This window comes from Sphingomonas sp. (genome assembly GCF_019635515.1).
Lineage (GTDB): Bacteria > Pseudomonadota > Alphaproteobacteria > Sphingomonadales > Sphingomonadaceae > Sphingomonas.
In genome coordinates, this window is the sequence record NZ_JAHBZI010000001.1 from 966,354 (window position 1) to 987,615 (window position 21,262).

Sequence of the window (21,262 nt, forward strand, 5' to 3'; positions counted from 1 at the left end):
AATGGCACGTGAACCGCAGCGCCTTCGCCGGCGCGAACGCAAGAACATCACCGCAGGCGTCGCCCATGTGAACGCCAGCTTCAATAACACCATGATCACGATCACCGATGCCCAGGGCAACGCGATCTCGTGGTCGTCGGCGGGCATGATGGGCTTCAAGGGCTCGCGCAAGTCGACTCCGTATGCGGCTCAGGTCGCGGCGGAAGACGCGGGTAAGAAGGCCGCCGAGCACGGCGTCCGCACGCTCGAAGTCGAAGTGAAGGGTCCGGGCTCGGGCCGCGAGTCGGCGCTCCGCGCGCTGCAGGCGGTCGGTTTCCAGATCACGTCGATCCGCGACGTGACTCCGATCCCGCACAACGGCGTCCGTCCGTCGAAGCGTCGTCGCGTCTGATTTGCCGTTCTGTTCGGCTCACGGATCCGGGTGCGGGTTCGGGGCCGGACAGCGATTTTCTGGCGGGGCAAGCACCAGCTCCGCCCAACATGAGGAAAGCCTGTGTCGGTGAACCCTAAGAACTGGCAGGAACTCAAGAAGCCCAACGGCCTCGAAAAGAAGCCGGGTGGCGATCCCAAGCGCAAGGCGTCGTTCGTCGCCGAGCCGCTCGAGCGCGGCTTCGGCCTGACGCTCGGTAACGCGCTGCGTCGCGTTCTGTTGTCGTCGCTTCAGGGCGCGGCGGTCACCTCGATCAAGATCGAGAACGTGCTCCACGAATTCTCGTCGCTCGCCGGCGTGCGTGAAGACGTGACCGACATCGTCCTCAACGTGAAGCAGATCGCGATCCGCATGCAGGGCGAAGGCCCGAAGCGGCTCCAGCTGTCGGCCACCGGCCCGGCGGAAGTGAAGGCTGGCGACATCGCCGTCTCGGGCGACATCGAAGTGATGAACCCCGAACTGGTGATCTGCCACCTCGACGATGGCGCGACGCTCAACATGGAGCTGACCGCCGACACCGGTAAGGGCTATGTCCCCGCCGCGTCGAACCGTCCGGCCGATGCGCCGATCGGCCTGATCCCGGTCGATGCCCTGTACAGCCCGGTCCGCCAGGTCTCGTACAAGGTCGAGAACACCCGCGTCGGCCAGGAGCTCGATTACGACAAGCTCACGCTGACCATCGAGACCGACGGCACGATCACTCCGGAAGACGGTCTGGCCTATGCCGCGCGCATTCTTCAGGACCAGCTCGCGCTGTTCGTCCACTTCGACGACTCGGCGGTCACCCGTTCGGCGCCGATCGGCATGGCCGCGCCGTCGGCAGCGCCGGAAGGTGGCGCTGGCGACACCGCGCAGATCAACCGTTACCTTCTCAAGAAGGTCGACGAGCTCGAACTGTCGGTGCGTTCGGCCAATTGCCTGAAGAACGACAACATCATCTATATCGGCGATCTGGTCCAGAAGACCGAAGCCGAGATGCTGCGCACGCCGAACTTCGGCCGCAAGTCGCTCAACGAGATCAAGGAAGTGCTTTCGTCGATGGGTCTCCGTCTCGGTATGGAAATCCCCGGCTGGCCGCCCGAGAACATCGAAGAGATGGCCAAGAAGCTCGAGCAGGAGATCATGGGTTGATCCTGGGCGAATAGGGCAACCTGTTCGCCGGCTAGACGATCAACCCGGCCGGTGGGCATCGCCCGTCCGACGACGCGGCTTCGCCGCGGCGGGTCCAGGAACAAGCAAGGGCCGTCCCGCAGGGGGCGGCCCTTTTGCTATCGAACCGGATCGGCGCCTCCGGACCCTAGCGTTTCCCGTCATTGGCCCGCAGCCATGTTGCCACGGCATCATATGCCGGAATCGTGACGGGCGTGTTCGCACGATTGCCCGCAACCGGATGACTGGCGAAGCGGACGATGACCATTTCGGCCTCGCGATCGATATAGATGCCCTGGCCGTTGACCCCGAGCGCCAATATCTGTCCGCCGGGCCGGTGCCACCATTGGCTGCCATAATTGCCGCCATCCAGACCAGGATAGTTGACATTGGCGAAGGCGGCGGGATCGCCACCCTTGACGATCGCGGCAATCGCGGCCGGTGGTACGATCTCGCGACCCTGCCAGCGGCCCCCCAGGCGTATCATCTCGCCGAAGCGCGCCATGTCGCGCAATGAGGCCGAGAGACCACCGCCCGCGAAGGCCGTCCCCATCCGGTCGACGCTCAAATTCGCTTCCTGCTCCATTCCCATGGGGGACCAGAATTGCTGCTCGATCTGCTGCGCGAGCGGCTTGCCGGTAATGCGCTCCAGCACCCAGCCGAGCGCCATGCTGATCGGCGTGCGATAAACGAAGCCGCCGCCATGCTCCCCATCCTTCTTCAGCGAGGCCGCATAGGCGTAGCCGCCATCGGGTCCGTCATAGCCTGCGGGCCGCGGCCGCCAGCCGAGCGCGATCACCATTCGGGTGACATCGCTCATCCGGGTACCCATCCCGTTATAATCCTCGGTGTAATCCAGTCCGATCCGCATATCCAGAAGCTGGCGGATCGTCGCATCGCCGAAGCCGCTGGCAGCCAATTCGGGGACGTAGCTCGCCGCGGTGCGGTCTGGGTCGAGCTTGCCCCGGGCGATGAGGGTTTCGGCGAGCGTGCCGATGAAGCTCTTGGTGACCGACATGGCGATGTGCTGGTCTGCTGGTCCGAACGCGCCGAAATAGCGCTCATAGACGATCCTGCCGCGGTGAAGCACGACGATACCGTCGGTGTAGTTGGCGTCCAGCGATTCCCGCCACGTCATCGTCCGCCCGTCGAGGGTGGCGAAGCGCAGCGCATCCAGGCCGCTACGTTCGGCGCGGGGGAAGAGCTTGGCCGGCGCGCCGCGATGGATCGCCACGGTGGGCAGGAGTTCGCGCATATGGCTGAAGGACCAGCGGGTTTTCGGGAAGTCCCACATGCTCTGATCGTCCCAGCGTACCTGTGCGGCCGGCGGCACCGGGAAACCCTGCATCAGCATCAACTTGCCGGGCTCGCTCTCCACGGCGGTTGGGGGCGCGGTTTGCGCCAAAGCGACCGGGTTCAGCATCACCGCTCCAACAAGCGCCAGATTCCAACGTAGCATCCGCTCTCTCCCTGATCCTGACGGTCATGTTGCGGCGGCGGCCGGCGCCTGGCAACCGCTGGAATATATTGCCGGGCGGGGCGGCGAGCGGTTGATGCCTTGACTTTCGGAGCTGGATCGGCTTGGAGCGCGCTTCGGTTTTGGCGGTGGCCATAAGCACCGCCTGGTCTGGGGTACCTCATACGGCCCCTTAACGAACGAAGGAAATACCCATGCGCCATCGCGTCGGCGGCCGTAAGCTGCAGCGTACCTCGGCCCACCGCCTTGCCCTGTTCCGCAACATGAGCGCCGCGCTCATCAAGCACGAGCAGATCACCACCACCACCGCCAAGGCGAAGGAACTGCGTCCTTACGTCGAGAAGCTGATCACGCTCGCCAAGAAGGGCGGTCTTTCGAACCGCCGTCTCGCGCATTCGCGCCTTCTCGACGATGCCCAGCTGGTCAAGCTGTTCGACGTGCTGGCCGCGCGCTACGCCGATCGCAACGGTGGCTACACCCGCATCATCAAGGCCGGCATCCGCGCGTCGGACGCCTCGCCGATGGCGATCATCGAGTTCGTCGATCGCGACGTCTCGGCCAAGGGCCAGGATTCGGGCCCGGTGATGGGCGACGACGATTTCGCCGACGCCGCGTAAGACCGTCCATTCGGTTGAATTACAGGAAAGGCCGGGCCATTTGGCACCGGCCTTTTCTCGTTCTGGAGTATCCCGATGCCGATCGCCTATCCCGAAACCCGCCGCGACGATGTGGTGGAGCAGCAGTTCGGGATAGCGGTGGCGGACCCGTATCGCTGGCTGGAAGCCGATGTGCGCAATGATCGGGAAGTTGCGGACTGGGTCGAGCGCCAGAACGCGGTGACCGGCGCCTATCTCGCCGCGCTCCCGGCGCGCGACTGGTTCCGTACCCGCATCACGCAGCTCTTCGATTACGAACGCTTCGGCATCCCCGAGAAGAAGGGCAGCCGCTATTTCTACATGCACAATTCCGGGCTCCAGCAGCAAGCGGTGCTGTTCGTGCGCGAAGGGCTGGACGGCGAAGGCCGGGTCCTGATCGACCCCAATGGCTGGTCGGCCGATGGCGCCACCGCGCTTTCCGAATGGACGCCGTCGGACAATGGCGAGCATCTGCTCTATGCGGTCCAGGACGGCGGCAGCGACTGGCGCACCGCCCGGGTGCTCGATGTCGCCACCGGCAAGGACACCGGCGACGTCATCGAAGGGATGAAGTTCACCCTCGCCGCGGTGTGGAACAAGGACGGCAGCGGCTTCTTCTACTCGCGCTATCCGGAGGTGGCCGAGGAGGACAGGTTCCAGGCGCTCAACGAGAACCACAAAATCTATTTCCACCGCCTCGGCAATCCGCAGTCGGCCGACCGGCTGGTCTATGAGACGCCCGAACATCCCAGCCACAGCCATTACGCGCAGATCACCGATGACGGGGACTGGCTGGCGATCACCACCAGCGAAGGCACCGACGACCGCTATCAGATCACCCTGATCGACCTGCGCGAACCGGCCTGGCCGGCCCGGACGATCATCCATGGGCTCAACCATCACTGGTCGCTGGCGGGCAATAGCGGCACCCGCTTCTACTGGACCACCAACAGCCACGCGCCGCGGATGCGGATCGTGACCATGGACGTGACCGGGAGCGAGCATCCCGAGGCGCACGAACTGGTGCCCGAGGACAAGGCCACGCTGGAGGGCGCCACGATCATCGGCCACACGCTGATCGCCAGCTATCTCGTCGATGCCCGCACCGAGATCCGCCGCTTCGCATTGGACGGCACGCCGCTCGGTCCGGTCGCCTTGCCCGGTATCGGCACCGCATCGGGCTTCGGCGGCATGGCCGACGATCCCGAGACCTTCTTCGCCTTCACCAGCTTCAACGAGCCGACGACGATCTACCGTCACAATGTCGCGACCGGGGAAAGCACGCCCTGGGCGGCGCCGAAGCTGCTGTTCGACCCGTCCGATTACGCCGTCGAGCAGCGCTTCTACGCGTCGAAGGACGGCACCCGCGTGCCGATGTTCGTCGTCCGCCGCAAGGATACCCACGGCCCCGCGCCGACCCTGCTCTATGCCTATGGCGGCTTCGGCATCTCGCTGACCCCCGCCTTCGCCTCGTCGCGCGTCGCCTGGATGGAGCAGGGCGGGGTGCTCGCCGTCGCCAACATTCGCGGCGGTGGCGAATATGGCAAGGCGTGGCACGATGGCGGCCGCCTCGCCAACAAGCAGAACAGCTTCGACGATTTCATCGCCGCGGGCGAATATCTGATCCACGAAGGCATTGCCGGGAAGGGCCAGCTCGCGATCCAGGGCGGCTCCAATGGCGGCCTGCTGGTCGGCGCGGTCACCAACCAGCGCCCCGATCTGTTCGCGGCGGCGCTGCCTGCTGTCGGGGTGATGGATATGCTCCGCTTCGATCGCTGGACCGCCGGGCGCTACTGGGTCGATGATTACGGCAAGCCGGCGGAGGAAGCGGACTTCCGCACCCTCCACGGCTACTCGCCCTATCACAATGTGCGCGCCGGGGCGGACTATCCCGCGATCCTGGTGACGACCGCCGACACCGACGACCGCGTCGTCCCCGGCCACAGCTTCAAATATGCCGCGGCGATCCAGAGTGCTGCGATCGGGGAAAAGCCGCACCTGATCCGCATCGAGACGCGCGCCGGCCATGGCTCGGGCAAGCCTACCGACAAGCTGATCGAGGAGACCGCCGATCTCCTCGCCTTCGCCGCCGAATGGACCGGGCTCGTCATTCGCGATTGAGACGCCGGTGACATGGGCCGGGTCCATTTCCGGCTGCGCTCATTGGTCGCATCTTCGTCGCGCGCTGCTTTCGGTTCATCGACGCGACAGCCGAACGCGCATAATCTCGTTTCACTAGAGAAACGGGAGGAAATTGACATGAGCATCCTGAAGCTGGCCGGTGGCGCGGCCGCGACCCTCGCGATGCTGGGTATGGCGGTTCCCGCCGAGGCGCAGCGCTATCGCGGCGGCGGCCGCGGGCATTATGGCGGCCATCATCGCGGCGGCGACAAGGTCGATGCCGGCGGTCTGATCCTCGGCGCGGTGCTCCTTGGCGGTATCCTCGCGCTGAGCGATTCGGAGAAAAAGCGCCGCGAGCGCGCCGAAGTCTATGAAGAGGAATATGATGCCAACTCGCCCGAGAGCGGCTCGCCCGTAGCCGAGATGCCCGCTCCCAACGCGGCGCAATATGACGGCTTGTACGACACCGAGGCGGCGACCGATCGCTGCGCCTCCGAAGCCGAGACGCTGGCGCAGAATTACGCCCGACTGACGCGGGTCACCGACATCCGCAGCACCGTCTGGAATGGCAGGAGCTGGGTGGTCAAGGGCACGGTCGAGCTTGCCAACAGCTACAGTGACGCGATCAAGCGCAGCCACGCTTTCCGTTGCGCGCTGAGCGCCGGCAGCGCCCCGCAGATCAGTTTCGAAGGTCTTTGACCCTCCGGCCGCCGCTGGTTCACCTCGGTGACAGATTCGGCGGAGTAGGCCGTTCATGAAGAAACGGGAGAGTCTCTGTGCGGGTCATGAAGTTCGGCGGCGGGATCGTTGCGCTCGTCGGGGTGGCGGGATTGGCGGTCCCGGTGCAGGCGCAGCGCTGGGACGATCGTGAGTACCGGCAGCATCACCGCGAAGGCGACCGGGTCAGCGTCGCCGATGCGTTGATCGGCGGGGCGGTGATAGGCGGCCTCCTCGCCATCGTCGCTTCGGAGAAGAATCGCCGCGACCGCGCCGACGCGGCCTATGCCGAGGAATATGACACGGTCGAGCCGGCCACGATGCCGTCGGATTATGATGGCACCTACACTGCGGAACTGGCGCAGGATCGCTGCACCGAAGAAGTGGAGACCATGGCGGCCAGATATGACCGGCTTTCGCGCATCACCGCGGTGAGCAGCACCAAATGGGATGGCCGGAGCTGGCTGGTGAAAGGCCAGATCGAATTTGGCGAAGGCCATCCGGTGGCGCGTAGCCATAACTGGCGATGCAGCCTGACCGCCGGCGCTCGGCCCGAGGTTACGTTCCTCGGGCTCTGATCCGCCCTTCCCAAGCGGCGATGTTCTGCTAAGCGCGTCGGGCATGGACCATCATGCCGATTCAATCCTGATCGTCGATTTCGGGAGCCAGGTGACCCAATTGATCGCGCGCCGCGTGCGCGAGGCGGGGGTCTATAGCGAAATCGCTCCCTTCACCACCGCTGCCGAAGCGTTCCGCCGAATGAAGCCCAGGGGGATCATCCTCTCAGGCTCGCCGGCATCGGTGCTGGAAGATGGCAGCCCGCGGGTGCCGCGGGAAATCTTCGATTCCGGTCTGCCGATCCTCGGCATCTGCTACGGCCAGCAGGTGATGATGCACCAGCTCGGCGGCGAAGTCCGGCTGGGCGACAGCGGCGAGTTCGGCAGCGCCTTTATCGAGATCGAGGATGGCTGCGTGTTGTTCGATGGCCTGTGGGCCGAGGGCGAGACGCATCAGGTGTGGATGAGCCACGGAGACAAGGTCACCGAGCTCGCTCCCGGCTTCCGTCCCGTCGCGGTCAGCCCCGGCTCGCCCTTCGCGGTCGTCGCCGACGATGCGCGTCGTTACTATGCGATGCAGTTCCACCCCGAAGTCGTGCATACCCCCGACGGTTCGCGCCTGCTCGCCAATTTCGTGCGTCACGTCTGTGGCCTGCATGGCGGCTGGACGATGGCCGAGTTCCGCGCCGCCAAGATCAGGGAAATCCGCGAGCAGGTCGGCACTGGCCGGGTGATCTGCGGGCTTTCGGGCGGAGTCGATAGCGCGGTCGCGGCGGTGCTGATCCACGAGGCGATCGGCAGCCAGCTGACCTGCGTGTTCGTCGATCATGGGCTGATGCGGGCAGGGGAGGCCGATCAGGTCGTCAGCCTGTTCCGCGGGGCGTACAATATCCCGCTCGTCCATGTGCAGGCCGAAACCCTGTTCCTGAACGGCCTCGCCGGGGTCTCCGATCCCGAAGCCAAGCGCAAATTCATCGGCAAGACGTTCATCGAAGTCTTTGAAGAGGAAGCGAAGAAGATCGGCGGCGCCGATTTCCTGGCCCAAGGCACACTCTATCCCGACGTGATCGAGAGCGTCAGCTTCACCGGCGGCCCGTCGGTGACGATCAAGAGCCACCACAATGTCGGCGGCCTGCCTGAGCGGATGAACATGAAGCTGGTCGAGCCGCTGCGGGAACTGTTCAAGGATGAAGTCCGCGCCCTGGGCCGCGAGCTTGGCCTTCCCGAGATTTTCGTCGGCCGCCATCCGTTCCCCGGGCCCGGTCTCGCCATCCGCATCCCCGGTGAGGTAACCAAGGAACGCTGCGACATCCTCCGCAAGGCCGACGCGATCTATCTGGAGGAAATCCGCAACGCCGGGCTCTACGATGCGATCTGGCAGGCCTTTGCGGTGCTGCTGCCGGTGCGCACCGTCGGCGTGATGGGCGATCACCGTACCTATGATCATGTCCTGGCATTGCGCGCAGTCACTTCGACCGACGGCATGACCGCGGTCGCCTTCGAATATCCCGGCGGCTTCCTGGCGCGGGTGACGACGCGGATCATCAACGAGGTCCGCGGTATCAATCGGGTGACTTATGATTACACATCGAAGCCGCCCGGGACCATTGAGTGGGAATAATTCGGGCCTATCCGAACGCCGCCGATTACCGCCGATCACCGCACATAACTAACTGAAATCATTATATAATTTTGTTACCATCTATCGCGGTCTATCGTCGTGCGAGCCTCGCAAATGACGGTATAGGTGACGGTATGGCAAAACTTGTCACATTTGGAAATTGCATATACCGTCAAGGGCAAGAGAGCTTCTGACGGTATATTTTTTACCTTATTCCATTGATAATAAAGGGAAATTTACCGATCAGCTAGGCTGATTTTGGCCTGACGGTATAATTGGCTGCTCTCTGACGTTTTTGGACGGTCTTGGAGGGTCAAAATGCTGACTGACGCGGGCATCAAGGCTCTGAAACCAAAGGATAAATTGTATAAGGTCGCTGACCGTGACGGTATGTATGTCGCGGTCAATCCCTCGGGGGCGGTCGTGTTCCGGTATGACTATCGCCTCAATGGGCGGCGGGAGACGTTGACGCTGGGTCGATACGGTGCAGCCGGCCTATCTCTGGCGCGAGCGCGCGAGCAGTTGATAGACGCGCAGCGGGCTATCGCGGAAGGGCGGTCGCCCGCGCGCGAGAAACAACGTGAGAAGCGCCGTATCAAGGAAGCAAAGAGCTTCGGCGAGTTCGGCGAACGCTGGTTGCAGGAGGCGCGGATGGCGGACAGCACCCGTGCGATGCGTCGCTCGATCTATGAGCGGGACATTCTGCCGACCTTTCGGAACCGGATGCTGACGGAAATCAGCCCCGACGATCTGCGCGCGATGTGTGCAAAGGTGAAGGGGCGTGGAGCACCGGCCACCGCCGTTCACGTCCGCGACATTGTGAAGCTCGTTTATGCCTTCGCAATCCTGCACGGGGAAAAGGTGGCAAATCCGGCCGATGAGGTCGGGCCTGCATCTATCGCAACCTTTGTTCCCAAAGACCGCTCACTATCGCCTGCTGAAATCCGGGTCATGTTGGGTCAGCTTGAGCATGTGCCAACGCTGCCGACAATCCGGCTCGGAATGAAGCTGTTCCTGCTCACCATGGTCCGAAAGAGCGAGTTGCAGGACGCGACTTGGGATGAGGTCGATTTCGAGAACGCAGTCTGGTCGATCCCGAAGGAGCGGATGAAGCGATCCAAAGCGCACAACGTCTATCTCGCGCAGCAAGCAATCGACATTCTCATTGCGCTCAAGACTTGCGCCGGCAATTCCAAATATCTGCTGCCATCGCGCTACGATGCGGATGCTCCCATGTCGCGGGCGACCTTCAACCGTATAACCACCGCTGTCGTGGCGCGGGCGAAGAACGAGGGCTTGCCGCTCGAACCTTTCACTGTTCACGATCTGCGCCGAACAGGCTCTACGCTCCTGAACGAGCTGGGCTTCAATAGTGACTGGATCGAAAAGTGTTTGGCACATGAGGATGGCCGCTCGTCCCGTGGCATCTACAACAAGGCGGAATACGAGCACCAGCGCCGCCATATGATGCAGGAATGGGCGAACCTTGTGGACGCTTGGGTGGTGGGCCAGAAATACGTGCCGACGCTGTATCCGCCGTCAATGGACCTGTTGGTGCCTGAACCTAGCGTTTGACGGGCCGGAATTTTCTGAGCTTCACATCGGGCGACGGCGCGCGCCTGATAGCTTTCTCTCTGGAGGCTTGGCGACGTTCTTCAAGCCAAGCCTCCACTTCGGCGAGGTCCCAAACCACACACCGGGCCGTCAAATAGAACCGCTGGGGAAATTCCCCCCGTTGTTCCATGTCGTAGATTGTCGTGTCGGCAAGGGGAACGAGTTCCCGAAGCTGATGCCTGCGAATCGTCCGTTTACCCAGCGCGGATGTCGGATCACTCATGTTCATAACCTCGGTAGCCATGTTCGACGGGATTCCGGGCAACTGGAGGTCCCCGAAACTATGCGAACCATGGAGTGAGGTCGCCGGCCTGTAGCGTGCCGCATTTGCGCCTATGCGCTGGCGGCACCCTGCCGGGATGGGATTTAGCTTGCGGCTCGCCGAGCCTTGGCGAAACCGCGATCCGTAGCGATGAACCGCTCCAGCATCGGCACGATGAGCTTGATGGGATCGGCGACGGGCTTGCCGGTTTCACGGGTCAGCACCTCGGCATAGTCGATCAGATCGCGGTTGAGCGTTGCGGGCAGCTCTAGCGTGACCTTCACGGGCTTGTCGTCGGCGAGCGGGCCGAGTTTCAGCTTCGTCATGGTCAACCTCCTGCCGGCTCGAACACAAGGTCGCGGGTGACGATGATCCTGACCGGGAAGCCCGGCCGGATGGTCAGCGTCGGCGCAACCTGCAACTGGCGTTGGACGATCTGCTGGCCCGCCTGATTGACAGTATCCTGCGCGCCGTCGCGGATCGCACGGATAAGCCGGTCCTCGTCGCTCGTCGCCAGCTCCGCGCCGACCGCGAGCAGCGTGGAGAGGCCAGCCGCTTTCATTAGATCCCACCAATGGTAGTCGATCCCGTCTTCAAGACCGGCATAGCCGCTTGCGTCCGCGCCCGGCAGGCGCTCCAGAACGATGGAACGGCCACCGGGCAGGATCAGGCGATTCCATACCAGCAACACGCGGCGCTGGCCGAAGGTCACGCCGTCATCATATTGGCCGATGATGCGCGTTCCCTGCGGGATCAGGAGCAGCGAGCCGGTCGGGCTGTCATAGACATTCTCGGTCACTTGAGCCGTGATTTGGCCCGGGAGGTCGGAACGGATGCCGGTGATAAGCGCGGCCGGGATCACGGCCCCGGCCTGAAGGATGTAGGGCGATGCCGGCGGCGCGACACGATCCGGCGCGACGGTCTGCCGGTCCACGGGTCCATTGAGGAACGCCGCGTGCCGGTCCTGTGTCGCGGGCTGACCGCCGAGGCCAAGACCGGCAAGGCCGGGTATGGCCGTCCCTGCCGGCGCTGCTGTGCGCGGGCCGGATTGGAAGAACACATTGCTCAAGCGCGCGGCTTCTTCCTCGGCGCGGCGGCGTTCTTCCTCTGGATCGACGGCGGGCGTCGCCATAACGGGCGGCACGACTGGTTGTCCCCGGTTCTGCGCGTCGAGGATCGGACGGCCGAGGTCGCCCGGCAGCGCCGGCCCCAAGACAGGGCCGGTATAGTCGCTCGGCAGGCCCGCCAGCCCATCGGCAGTTTGCCGGTTGTTGGTCGAAAAGAGTTCTTCGCCGCCCGGTCCTGCGTCGCGGGTCTGGAGCGCGTATATCAGTGCGCCGCCGATGCCGAGCAAGGCGACAGAGCCGACGCCTGCCAGCATCTTGCGCGACAGGCGGGTGACGCGGGGCGATTCAGCGCGCAGGCGCATGGGGGCTGCGGTATCGGTATCGCTCATGAGGACGATCCTTCCGTGGTCGCGCTGGCGGGCCGCGCGTCGGCGGCCTGCGTCGGATTGGTGCGGACGATCCTGACGACCTGCTGGCGATTACCGCTGCCGAGGCGCAGCTCGGCCGCGCCGAATAGGCGGTCCACAATCAGGACGTTCTGGTGGATGCGGGAATTGACGATTTGCGGCTCGCCGTTCGCGCCAAGCACGAAGATCGGCGGCATTTCGCCCTGCACGATCCCGGCCGGGAAGACGACATAGACGCGGCGGCCATCGTCGAAGACGGAGACGGGCCGCCACGGCGGGCTGTCGCCCTGCACCTGCAACCCATAGCGATAGTTCCGCGCCGCCTCGGCCGGGATGATCGGCGCGGCCGGAACGGTCTGGCGCTGGCCCGGCGTTGCGGGATAGGCCCATGCCACGGCGGGCATGTAGAGCGATTCCCGCGCGCGCAGCTCGAGCATGTAGGTGCGCCGGTCGGTGGTGACGACAAGGTTGGTCGAAATGTCCGGCCGCGTCGGCTTCACAAGGATATGGACACGGTGGTTTGCGCCGCTGCCGCTCTCAGTGTCGCCGATGATCCAGCGGGCGGTGTCGCCCGCCGCAATCGGCCCCGCGCCTGTCAGGCTCTCACCCGGCTCCAGCGCGATCGTCGTTATCTGCCCGACTGCGGCATAGACCTGATAGAGCGCGCCTTCCGACCACGGATATATCTGGATGGCGTTGTAGTAACCTTCGCGGCGCGGCTCGACGCGGGCGGCGGCGTTGGCGTTCTCGACGCGGCCGGCCGGCGTGCCTGCGGCGGTGCCGCCGCGTGCGATGGTCCATGCCGGGGGCACATGCAACGGCCGGGGCGTGTTGTCGGTTGCCGCCGCCTGCACGGTCGGCAGCTGCGGCACGCTGGCATCGTAGCTGAATTGCGGCGTCCGGTTGGTGGCGCAGCCTGCCAAAGCGATTGCCACGACCGTCACAAAAGTCGCATAGGATAGCGGCTTCACAACCAATGATGAGGAACCGACAGAATGGATTCTGCCCCGACGATTGTTGCCCGGTATATCGACGCCTACAACACGATGAATGTTCAGGCGATGCTTGACTGTCTGTCGAGCGATGTTCGGTTTGTTAACAGATCGAACGGAGAGACGACGAACGAAACGCACGGGATCGAGGCATTTCGCGCGCTGGCGGAACAGGGCGTCCAGTTGTTTGCTGAAAGAGAACAGACGATCCTCGACTGTATCGCGATAGACGACCGTGCAGCCGTGCGCATCGGCTACCGCGCCAAGGTCAAAAGCGACCTGCCCAATGGCTGGAAGGCCGGGCAGGAGGTCAAGATGACGGGCACCTCGTTCTTCAATATCTCCGAGGGAAAGATCAGCGAGGTGATTGACGCAAGCTGAGGTTTTCATTGGCTCATCTCCCGCGACCATGAAATTGCATTGACGTAGATGCCGAGCGGATTGGCGCGCAGACGCTCGGCGTCGCGCGGCGGCTGGATGACGATGGTGAGGATGGCCGTCCATCGTTCCGTGCTGGAAAGCTGGCCGTTCTCGAAATGGCGTTCCGTCCACGCGATGCGGAAACTGTTGGGGGACGCCCGGATGACGCTCGACACCTCGACGGCGATCTGCTGGCGGCCGACCTTGGCGAAAGGATCATTGGCGCGGGCGTAATCGTTGAGCGCCGCCGCGCCGCGATCCGTGGTCCATTCGTAGGCGCGAAGCCAGTTCTCGCGGACAATGATCGCGTCGGCCGGGATCGCGCGCACCTGCTCGATAAATCGGCCGAGATGGAAAGCGATCTGCGGATCGGTCGGCCGATAGTCGGCGTTGGCGGGCGCGACGGTCTGCGCCTGTCCGAGATTATCGACTTGCACCACCCACGGCACCACGGTCCCGCGTGCGGACTGCCACACCAGCGCCGAGGCGAAGCCGGCCGAAAGGATCAGCGAACCGAACGCCATAATGCGCCAGTTTTTCGCCTGCATGCGGGCCGAGCCGATGCGCTCGTCCCATGCCTGCGCCGCCTTCTGATAGGGCGTCTCGGGTTCGGGCGATTTGCCGTAATGGGTGGCTGGTCGTTTGAAGATGCTCATGAGCGGTCACTTTCGGAAAGGTTGATGGAGGAACCGGAGCCGTGGCTGTCGCCGGAGCGCACCGCATGGGCGGCCATGGTCGTGCCGTGGTTCATGGCTTGCGAGCGCCGTATCCGTTGCGCCCATGCGGGCGGGCTGCCGGCCGGGCCGGATGCTGCTGCGGCGGGATCGGCGCTCGCGCCGCCGACCGTGCCCATGGTCGAGTTGCCGCCTGACGCGCCGAATCCGGCTTTCGTGCCAGCGGAGAAGCTGGATTTGACGGATTCGCTGGCGCGCGCGGCGGCGCGTTTGAGCGGCGAGATAGCCGCCGATCCTGCCGCTCGGGCGACGCCGCCGAGACCGGAAGCGATGCCCGCCGCGCCGGTCTGGCCGAGGGAACCGACGCTATAGGCGGCGGTCGCCGCGCCCGCGGTGGCCGCGCCGCCGCGGACGGCCGCGGCCCCGCCGGACAGGGCAGCGGCACCGCCCTTCGTGGCAAGCATGGTTGCACCGCCTGCCGCGACGGCCGCGCCGCCGACCGCAAGGCCGGTTCCCACGGCCGCGCCCGCGCCGAGCTGCGGGCCGCCCGAGACGATGCCGTTTGCTATGCCGGGGCCGAAGATGCCGAGGCCGAGCAGCGATAGTGCGGCGAGCACGATAGCCATAGCGTCGTCGATGGTCGGGGTTGCCCCGCCGAAACCGGCCGTGAATTGCGAAAACAAGGTGCTGCCGATGCCGATGATGACGGCGAGGACCAAGACCTTGATGCCGGACGACACCACATTGCCCAAGACCTTCTCGGCCATGAAGGCGGTCTTGCCGAACAGGCCGAAGGGGATCAGGACGAAGCCGGCGAGCGTGGTCAGCTTGAACTCGATCAGCGTCACGAAAAGCTGGATGGCGAGGATGAAGAAGGCCAGCACCACCAGCGCCCATGCAAACAGCAGGCACGCGATCTGGATGAAGTTCTCGAAGAAGCTGATCCAGCCCATCAGGTCGGAAATGGAATCGAGAAGCGGACGGCCGGCGTCGAGGCCGGTCTGCGCCACGCGGCCCGGCCGCATCAGATCGGTGACGGAAAAGCCGGTGCCCGACGCCATGAGGCCGAGGCCGGCGAAGCTCTCGAAGACGATCCGGGCGAGGTTGTTCCAATTGCTGATGATGTAGGCGAAGACGCCGATGAACAGCGTCTTTTTGACCAGCCGGGCGATGATGTCGTCATCCGCGCCCCATGCCCAAAAGAGCGCGGCGAGCGTCACGTCGATGACGATCAGCGTCGTGGCGATGAAGGCGACCTCGCCGCCGAGCAGCCCGAAACCGCTGTCGATGTAGCTGGTGAATACGCCGAGGAAATTGTCGATGACGCCCGTGTTGCCCATGGTCAGCGCGCCTCGCTGCGATCACGGCCGAGGAAGCGGTCACGGGATTGCGCCCATGCGGCGAGGCAGCCAGCGTCACTCGCCGCCGCCTCGCCGAGCTGCTGGCAGCGGCGCAGGGTTTCTCGCAGGGGATCGGCCGGGGGCTGGAAGGCCGATGCCGGGGGCGGCGCGGAAGGTTCATCCTTCCGCGCCATGTCGATTGCGGTCGCCGTGACGGCGATGGCGATGAACACCACGGCCCCAAGCCGGGCCAGCATCTTGCCGTCCATGGCGAGCCTCCCGGTCAGTTGTTGCCGTTGTTGAACATTTGCGCGTTGCCGGGCTGGTAGCCGCTACCGGGCGTCAGGAACCGCTCGCGCTGGATGCGGCCCTGTTCGGCGGCGGTCGCGTGCTCCGCTTCTGTCAACGCATCGGCGCGGCCGTTTGCCGAGATGACCGCGATCAGGTCGGAAAGCTGCTGCGACTGGAGCGCGAGAAGCTGGTTGCCGGCCTGCGTCGCCTGCAATGCCCCGGTCGCGCCCTGACTCTGGCCGACCAGCGCGGCCATCTCGGCGCGGTTGGTGTCGATATTGCCGACCGCGCCCGCCTGCACGCGCATCGCGTCCTGCAAGCCGCCGACCGTGTTTTCCCAACGGCCGCGCGCATCGGCGACCAGTTGGGCGTCGGTCGCCGACAGCGAGACGTTGCCATATTGCTGCTGGAACGCTTGGTCGATCTGGCCGACATCGAACGCGAGATTCTGGGCCTGCCCGAGAAGCTGCTGCGTGCGCTGGACGTTCTGCTGGAGCTGCTGGAGCGAGCTATGCGGCAGGCTCGCAAGGTTGCGGGCCTGATTGATGAGCATCTGCGCCTCGTTCTGGAGGCTGGTGATCTGGTTGTTGATCTGTTCGAGCGTGCGCGCTGCCGTGAGGACGTTCTGCGCATAGTTGCTCGGGTCATAGACGATGCGACCGAAGCCGAATTGCGCATGGGCCGGGCTTGCCAGCATGGGCGAAAGCGCGACGGGCACGGCGAGCGCCAGCGCGAGGGCCGAGGCCCCTACGATCTTCGGATAGGTCATGGAAGAATCTCCTGTGTGGGGTGGGTATCGAGCCAGGCCGGCGCGGCGGATTCCGGCCGGTCCGCAAGATTGGTGAGGTTCGGGATCAGGTCGGCCGCCCACTCGACGCCGCGCTCGCGCAGCCATGCGGCGAGGAAGCCGTCGCGGCCGTGTTCGGCGACGATCTGCGCAATGAGGGTCTGGTCGGATTTGGCGGATGCGGCGCAGAGCGCGAGGCCGACTTCGGACAGGCCAAGCTCGAACAGGCGATTGCCCCTGCGGCTTTGGCAGTAATAATCCCTCTTGGGCGTGGCCCGTGCGAGGATTTCGATCTGCCTGTCATTAAGGCCGAAGCGGCGATAGATGGCCGTGATCTGCGGTTCGATGGCGCGCTCGTTCGGCAGCAGGAGCCGCGTCGGGCAGCTCTCGATAATCGCGGGCGCGATGTTGCTGCCGTCGATGTCGGACAGGCTTTGCGTGGCGAAGATGACCGATGCGTTTTTCTTGCGCAGCGTTTTCAGCCATTCGCGGAGCTGGCCGGCGAAACCCTCGTCGTCCAGCGCAAGCCAACCCTCGTCGATGATGAGCAGCGTCGGCCGCCCGTCGAGCCGGTCGCCGATGCGATGGAACAGATAGGCGAGCACGGCCGGGGCCGCGCCGGTCCCGACAAGGCCCTCGATCTCGAACGCCTGCACGTCCGCCGATCCCAAATGCTCTGCCTCGGCGTCGAGCAGCCGGCCATAGGCCCCACCGACGCAGAACGGCCGGAGCGCCTGTTTCAGATCGTTGGATTGCAACAGCACCGCAAGGCCGGTGATGGTGCGTTCCTCGACCGGCGCGGAGGCGAGCGAAGTCAGCGCCGTCCAAAGATGCTCTTTGACCTCGGGGGTGATGGCGATGCCTTCGCGCATGAGGATGGCGGCAATCCAGTCCGCCGCCCAAGCGCGTTCATAGGTGTCGTGGATGCGGGCAAGCGGCTGGAGCGAAACGGACGCCTCGTCCCCTTCTGTCAGCCCGCCGCCAAGGTCGTGCCAGTCACCGCCCATGGCGAGCGCGGCGGCGCGAATGCTGCCGCCGAAGTCGAACGCGAAGACCTGCGATCCTGAGTAACGGCGGAACTGGAGCGCCATGAGGGCGAGCAGCACGCTCTTGCCCGCGCCCGTAGGGCCGACGACAAGGGTGTGCCCTACGTCGCCGACATGCAAAGACAACCGGAACGGGGTTGAGCCTTCGGTCCTAGCGTAGAGCAATGGAGCGTCGCCGAAATGCTCGTCCCGTTCCGGCCCCGCCCACACCGCTGAAAGCGGGATCATATGGGCGAGATTCAAAGTGCTGATAGGCGGCTGGCGGACATTCGCGTAGGCGTGTCCGGGGAGGCTGCCGAGCCATGCGTCAACCGCGTTGACGCTCTCGGGCATGGCGGTGAAGTCGCGGCCCTGAACGATCTTCTCGACCAGGCGCAGCTTCTCATCGGCAAGGCGGGGATCGTCGTCCCATACCGTCACCGTGGCGGTGACATAGGCCATGCCCGCGACGTCCGCGCCGAGTTCCTGCAAGGCCATGTCGGCGTCGAGCGCCTTGTTGGCGGCGTCGGTGTCCACAAGCGCGGACGCCTCGTTCGTCATCACCTCTTTCAGAATCGCGGCGACGCTCTTGCGCTTGGCAAACCACTGACGACGGATGCGGGTCAGCAGCCGGGTCGCATCGGTCTTGTCGAGCAGGATGGCGCGGGTGGACCAGCGATAGGGGAACGGCAGCCGGTTCATTTCGTCCAGCAGGCCCGGCGTCGTCGCGGTCGGAAATCCCACGATGGTCAGGACGCGGAGGTGCGCGTCCCCAAGGCGCGGCTCCAGCCCGCCAGTCAGCGGCTGATCGGCGAGCAGCGCGTCCAGATACATCGGCACTTCCGGCACGCGCACGCGATGCCGGTTCGTGGAAACCGTCGAATGGAGATAGGTCAGTGTGCCGGCATCATCGAGCCATCGGCACTCGGGCATGAAGCCGTCGAGCAGCGCCAGAACGCGGTCGGTGCGGTCCACGAAGCCGCGCAGCAATTCGTGCGGGTTTATCCCGGATTGCTCGCGGCCCTCATAGAGCCAGCTTTCCGCCCGCGCCGCTTCCTCGGCGGGCGGCAGCCAGAGGAAGGTCAGGAAGTAGCCGGACACGAAATGCGCGTCCGCTTCCTCGAAACCGGCTTTCCGCTCGGCATCGACCAGCGCCGATGCAGCATCGGGAAATTTGCTGTCGGGATAGGTCGCGGCCTCGCTGCGCTGCGCCTCGACGAAAATGCTCCAGCCGGAGCCGAGACGGCGCACGGCGTTGTTGATGCGTCCGGCGACGGCGACCAGTTCGGCGGCGACGGCGGAATCCAGATCGGGACCGCGAAACTTCGCGGTACGCTGGAAACTCCCGTCCTTGTTCAAGACGACGCCGGAGCCGACCAATGCAGCCCATGGCAGATAGTCGGCGAGCCTCGTGGCGGTGCGGCGGTATTCGGCAAGGTTCATCATGGCCGCGCCCTCACACCGCAAGATGGCCGGGGATGCGGAGATGCCGCCGCCCGACCTCGACGAATTGGGGATCGCGCTTCGCCGCCCACACGGCCGCGAAATGGCCGATGGCCCACATGACGAGGCCGACCAGCCAGAGGCGCAGGCCGAGGCCCACGGCCCCGGCCAGCGTTCCGTTCATGATGGCGATGGAGCGCGGTGCGCCGCCGAGCAGGATATGCTCGGTCAGCGCCCGATGGACCGGGACCGTGAAGCCCGGCACCGCGTCGAGCTGTTCGAGGCCGCCCGCCATCAAACGAGCGCCCCGCCGCCGAACGAGAAGAACGACAGGAAGAAGCTCGACGCCGCGAAAGCGATGGACAGACCGAACACGATCTGGATCAGCTTTCGAAAACCGCCGCCTGTATCGCCGAAGGCCAAAGTCAGGCCGGTCACGATGATGATGATGACGGCGACGATCTTGGCGACCGGCCCCTCGATGGACTGGAGGATTTGCTGCAAGGGCTGCTCCCACGGCATCGACGAACCGGACGCATGGGCGGCCGGTGCGAGCATGAGGCTGATGACAAGGGTGGATGCGGCGGTCGCCATGGTGCGATAGCCGCACGAAAGAGTGCGGATCATGAAAGGTCTCCTGTGTGGTCGGGGATTGCGGGGACGATGCTGTAGTCGCCGTCCGGCCCCAGACTCTCGACGCGGGCGAGTTCTGTGAGCCGGCGTGCTGAACCGCGCCCGGCGAGGACGGCGATAAGGTCGATGGTCTCGGCGATCAGCGCGCGCGGGACGGTGACGACAGCCTCTTGAATGAGCTGTTCAAGGCGACGGAGCGCACCGATACCGGTGCCGGCATGGATGGTGCCGATGCCGCCCGGATGGCCGGTGCCCCACGCTTTCAGAAGGTCGAGGGCTTCCGATCCGCGCACCTCGCCGATGGGGATGCGATCCGGGCGCAGGCGCAGCGAGGAACGGACCAGATCGGAAAGCGTCGCCACGCCGTCTTTCGTCCGCATGGCGACAAGGTTGGGCGCGGCGCATTGCAGCTCGCGCGTGTCCTCGATGATGACGACGCGATCCGCCGTGTTCGCCACTTCAGCGAGCAGCGCGTTGGTCAGCGTGGTCTTGCCGGTGCTGGTGCCGCCCGCGACAAGAATATTGGCTCGCGTGGCGACGTTCAGACGCAGCACTTCGGCCTGAAGACTGGTCATGATCCCAGCTGCCACATAGTCCTCTAGCGTGAAGACCGCCACGGCGGGCTTGCGGATGGCGAAGGCCGGCGCGGCGACCACGGGTGGCAGCAGGCCCTCGAACCGCTCGCCGCTCTCCGGCAATTCGGCCGATACGCGAGGGCTGCGGGCGTGAACCTCCGCGCCGACATGGTGCGCGACCAGCCGCACGATGCGTTCACCATCGGCGGCGGATAGCCGTTCGCCCGTGTCGGAAAGCCCTTCGGACAGCCGGTCCACCCAAAGGCGGCCGTCCGGGTTCAACATCACCTCGACCACGGCCGGGTCTTCGAGCAGCCGGGCAATGGCGGGGCCGAGCGCGGTGCGCAACATGCGCGCGCCGCGCTGGATCGCTTCCTGTCTGTGGTGGTTGGTCATCATGTCGGCCCCGGCTTCTGGCGGGGCGCAACAGGTGGTCCCCGGATCGGGGTCGATTAAGAAAGCCCGGAATTGGGCTGGTTCAACAAGTATCTAGCGCTGTGCGGTGATCGGCGGCGAACGGCGGTAAATAGGATGGGTCCAAATACTCATTCCTGATCGCAGTCGCTCTCGGACTCGTCCGGTAACGGATCGTCGGGAAGTGAGTCGAGGTCACGCGACAGCTCTTTGAGGAACCTGTCGCCGGTCGCCAGACGCCGGCCGAGATTCTGCATGAAGCCCTCGAACCGCTCCGCGCCTTTGGCGCGGGCAGCAGATTGTGCGGCTCCCGTAAGCGGCGGCGTGAGGGTCATCCAGAAATGGATAAACTGCGCGACCGTCTCGCCGAGGACGGCGAGATCCAGGTCGAGCGTGTCGATCTGGCGGCCGAGCTTGTCCAAGCGGCGCGACATAGCGGCTTCAAGCTGGTCGTCGGCATCGCCGGACAGATAGGACATGACCGCCGCCTCCACGATGGCGGATTTCGAGACCTTGCGGCGCAGCGCCAGCGAGCGACGCAGCGCCATCGCCTCGATCTGTGGAATGAGCGCGGGGTCGAAATAGAGATTCAGGCGGGTTCTGGTTGCCAT

General features: G+C 64.9%; 23 protein-coding genes. 9 read left to right on the forward strand and 14 right to left on the reverse strand.

What is annotated here, in order from left to right; all coding sequences use genetic code 11:
* Nucleotide 1: 1 nt before the first annotated feature.
* Together rpsK and KF730_RS04910 are read left to right on the forward strand one after the other, a co-directional pair.
* A complete protein-coding gene (gene rpsK / locus KF730_RS04905; RefSeq protein WP_169555796.1) occupies nucleotides 2-391 on the forward strand; it encodes a 30S ribosomal protein S11 in 390 nt (129 codons plus the stop codon).
* A 102-nt stretch (nucleotides 392-493) separates the two neighbouring features.
* The gene (locus KF730_RS04910) at nucleotides 494-1,561 is read left to right on the forward strand and encodes a DNA-directed RNA polymerase subunit alpha (protein ID WP_294092617.1); all 1,068 of its coding nucleotides are present in this window, start codon (nucleotides 494-496) and stop codon (nucleotides 1,559-1,561) included.
* A gap of 166 nt (nucleotides 1,562-1,727) precedes the next feature.
* Here KF730_RS04910 and KF730_RS04915 read toward each other — a convergent pair whose 3' ends face one another.
* A complete protein-coding gene (locus KF730_RS04915; RefSeq protein ID WP_294092618.1) occupies nucleotides 1,728-3,038 on the reverse strand; it encodes a serine hydrolase in 1,311 nt (436 codons plus the stop codon).
* A 212-nt stretch (nucleotides 3,039-3,250) separates the two neighbouring features.
* Here KF730_RS04915 and rplQ point away from each other — a divergent pair, with 212 nt between their 5' ends.
* From rplQ to KF730_RS04945, 6 genes are all read left to right on the forward strand, one after another.
* Nucleotides 3,251-3,673 (forward strand): 50S ribosomal protein L17, encoded by a 423-nt coding sequence (gene rplQ / locus KF730_RS04920; RefSeq protein ID WP_294092619.1) that lies wholly within the window; start codon nucleotides 3,251-3,253, stop codon nucleotides 3,671-3,673.
* A gap of 75 nt (nucleotides 3,674-3,748) precedes the next feature.
* Nucleotides 3,749-5,812 carry a prolyl oligopeptidase family serine peptidase gene (locus KF730_RS04925; protein ID WP_294092620.1) on the forward strand — a complete coding sequence of 688 codons (2,064 nt, stop codon included), beginning with the start codon at nucleotides 3,749-3,751 and terminating at the stop codon, nucleotides 5,810-5,812.
* Between the two features lie 138 nt (nucleotides 5,813-5,950).
* Nucleotides 5,951-6,511: a hypothetical protein gene (locus tag KF730_RS04930; protein WP_294092621.1), complete on the forward strand. Its 561-nt coding sequence runs from the start codon at nucleotides 5,951-5,953 to the stop codon at nucleotides 6,509-6,511.
* A gap of 77 nt (nucleotides 6,512-6,588) precedes the next feature.
* The gene (locus KF730_RS04935) at nucleotides 6,589-7,107 is read left to right on the forward strand and encodes a hypothetical protein (RefSeq protein ID WP_294092623.1); all 519 of its coding nucleotides are present in this window, start codon (nucleotides 6,589-6,591) and stop codon (nucleotides 7,105-7,107) included.
* A gap of 43 nt (nucleotides 7,108-7,150) precedes the next feature.
* On the forward strand, nucleotides 7,151-8,707 hold the full coding sequence (guaA, locus tag KF730_RS04940; protein WP_294092624.1) for a glutamine-hydrolyzing GMP synthase: 1,557 nt from the start codon (nucleotides 7,151-7,153) through the stop codon (nucleotides 8,705-8,707).
* A gap of 318 nt (nucleotides 8,708-9,025) precedes the next feature.
* Nucleotides 9,026-10,282 carry a tyrosine-type recombinase/integrase gene (locus KF730_RS04945; protein WP_294092625.1) on the forward strand — a complete coding sequence of 419 codons (1,257 nt, stop codon included), beginning with the start codon at nucleotides 9,026-9,028 and terminating at the stop codon, nucleotides 10,280-10,282.
* Here the strand turns inward: KF730_RS04945 and KF730_RS04950 are convergent.
* The 4 genes from KF730_RS04950 to trbG all read right to left on the reverse strand — a co-directional run bounded on the left by KF730_RS04950 (nucleotide 10,272) and on the right by trbG (nucleotide 12,992).
* Nucleotides 10,272-10,565: an AlpA family phage regulatory protein gene (locus KF730_RS04950; RefSeq protein WP_294092626.1), complete on the reverse strand. Its 294-nt coding sequence runs from the start codon at nucleotides 10,563-10,565 to the stop codon at nucleotides 10,272-10,274. The two genes, KF730_RS04945 and KF730_RS04950, sit on opposite strands and share 11 nt — an antisense overlap.
* A 122-nt stretch (nucleotides 10,566-10,687) precedes the next feature.
* Nucleotides 10,688-10,909: a DUF2274 domain-containing protein gene (locus tag KF730_RS04955; RefSeq protein WP_294092627.1), complete on the reverse strand. Its 222-nt coding sequence runs from the start codon at nucleotides 10,907-10,909 to the stop codon at nucleotides 10,688-10,690.
* Nucleotides 10,910-10,911: 2 nt separating this feature from the next.
* Nucleotides 10,912-12,039: a TrbI/VirB10 family protein gene (locus KF730_RS04960; RefSeq protein WP_294092629.1), complete on the reverse strand. Its 1,128-nt coding sequence runs from the start codon at nucleotides 12,037-12,039 to the stop codon at nucleotides 10,912-10,914.
* Nucleotides 12,036-12,992 (reverse strand): P-type conjugative transfer protein TrbG, encoded by a 957-nt coding sequence (gene trbG / locus KF730_RS04965; protein ID WP_294092631.1) that lies wholly within the window; start codon nucleotides 12,990-12,992, stop codon nucleotides 12,036-12,038. The genes KF730_RS04960 and trbG overlap by 4 nt, the downstream gene beginning before the upstream one ends.
* 60 nt (nucleotides 12,993-13,052) lie before the next feature.
* Between trbG and KF730_RS04970 the strand changes: the two genes are divergently transcribed.
* Nucleotides 13,053-13,430 carry a nuclear transport factor 2 family protein gene (locus KF730_RS04970; protein ID WP_294092632.1) on the forward strand — a complete coding sequence of 126 codons (378 nt, stop codon included), beginning with the start codon at nucleotides 13,053-13,055 and terminating at the stop codon, nucleotides 13,428-13,430.
* A gap of 5 nt (nucleotides 13,431-13,435) precedes the next feature.
* Here KF730_RS04970 and trbF read toward each other — a convergent pair whose 3' ends face one another.
* From trbF to KF730_RS05015, 9 genes are all read right to left on the reverse strand, one after another.
* Nucleotides 13,436-14,125, reverse strand: a complete 690-nt coding sequence (trbF, locus tag KF730_RS04975) for a conjugal transfer protein TrbF (RefSeq protein ID WP_294092633.1) — start codon at nucleotides 14,123-14,125, stop codon at nucleotides 13,436-13,438.
* Nucleotides 14,122-15,483 carry a P-type conjugative transfer protein TrbL gene (gene trbL / locus KF730_RS04980; protein ID WP_294092634.1) on the reverse strand — a complete coding sequence of 454 codons (1,362 nt, stop codon included), beginning with the start codon at nucleotides 15,481-15,483 and terminating at the stop codon, nucleotides 14,122-14,124. The genes trbF and trbL overlap by 4 nt, the downstream gene beginning before the upstream one ends.
* A 2-nt stretch (nucleotides 15,484-15,485) precedes the next feature.
* Nucleotides 15,486-15,752 carry a putative entry exclusion protein TrbK-alt gene (gene trbK-alt / locus KF730_RS04985; protein WP_294092636.1) on the reverse strand — a complete coding sequence of 89 codons (267 nt, stop codon included), beginning with the start codon at nucleotides 15,750-15,752 and terminating at the stop codon, nucleotides 15,486-15,488.
* A gap of 14 nt (nucleotides 15,753-15,766) precedes the next feature.
* A complete protein-coding gene (trbJ, locus tag KF730_RS04990; RefSeq protein WP_294092638.1) occupies nucleotides 15,767-16,543 on the reverse strand; it encodes a P-type conjugative transfer protein TrbJ in 777 nt (258 codons plus the stop codon).
* Complete coding sequence (gene trbE / locus KF730_RS04995) at nucleotides 16,540-19,032, reverse strand: conjugal transfer protein TrbE (RefSeq protein ID WP_294092640.1); 2,493 nt, start codon at nucleotides 19,030-19,032, stop codon at nucleotides 16,540-16,542. The genes trbJ and trbE overlap by 4 nt, the downstream gene beginning before the upstream one ends.
* Before the next feature lie 10 nt (nucleotides 19,033-19,042).
* Complete coding sequence (locus tag KF730_RS05000) at nucleotides 19,043-19,324, reverse strand: VirB3 family type IV secretion system protein (RefSeq protein ID WP_294092641.1); 282 nt, start codon at nucleotides 19,322-19,324, stop codon at nucleotides 19,043-19,045.
* On the reverse strand, nucleotides 19,324-19,656 hold the full coding sequence (locus tag KF730_RS05005; protein ID WP_294092643.1) for a TrbC/VirB2 family protein: 333 nt from the start codon (nucleotides 19,654-19,656) through the stop codon (nucleotides 19,324-19,326). The genes KF730_RS05000 and KF730_RS05005 overlap by 1 nt, the downstream gene beginning before the upstream one ends.
* Nucleotides 19,653-20,636 carry a P-type conjugative transfer ATPase TrbB gene (gene trbB, locus KF730_RS05010; protein ID WP_294092645.1) on the reverse strand — a complete coding sequence of 328 codons (984 nt, stop codon included), beginning with the start codon at nucleotides 20,634-20,636 and terminating at the stop codon, nucleotides 19,653-19,655. Before trbB ends, KF730_RS05005 begins: the two co-directional genes overlap by 4 nt.
* Nucleotides 20,637-20,782: 146 nt before the next feature.
* Nucleotides 20,783-21,262, reverse strand: coding sequence for a CopG family transcriptional regulator (locus tag KF730_RS05015; RefSeq protein WP_365973516.1), 480 nt, complete (start codon nucleotides 21,260-21,262; stop codon nucleotides 20,783-20,785).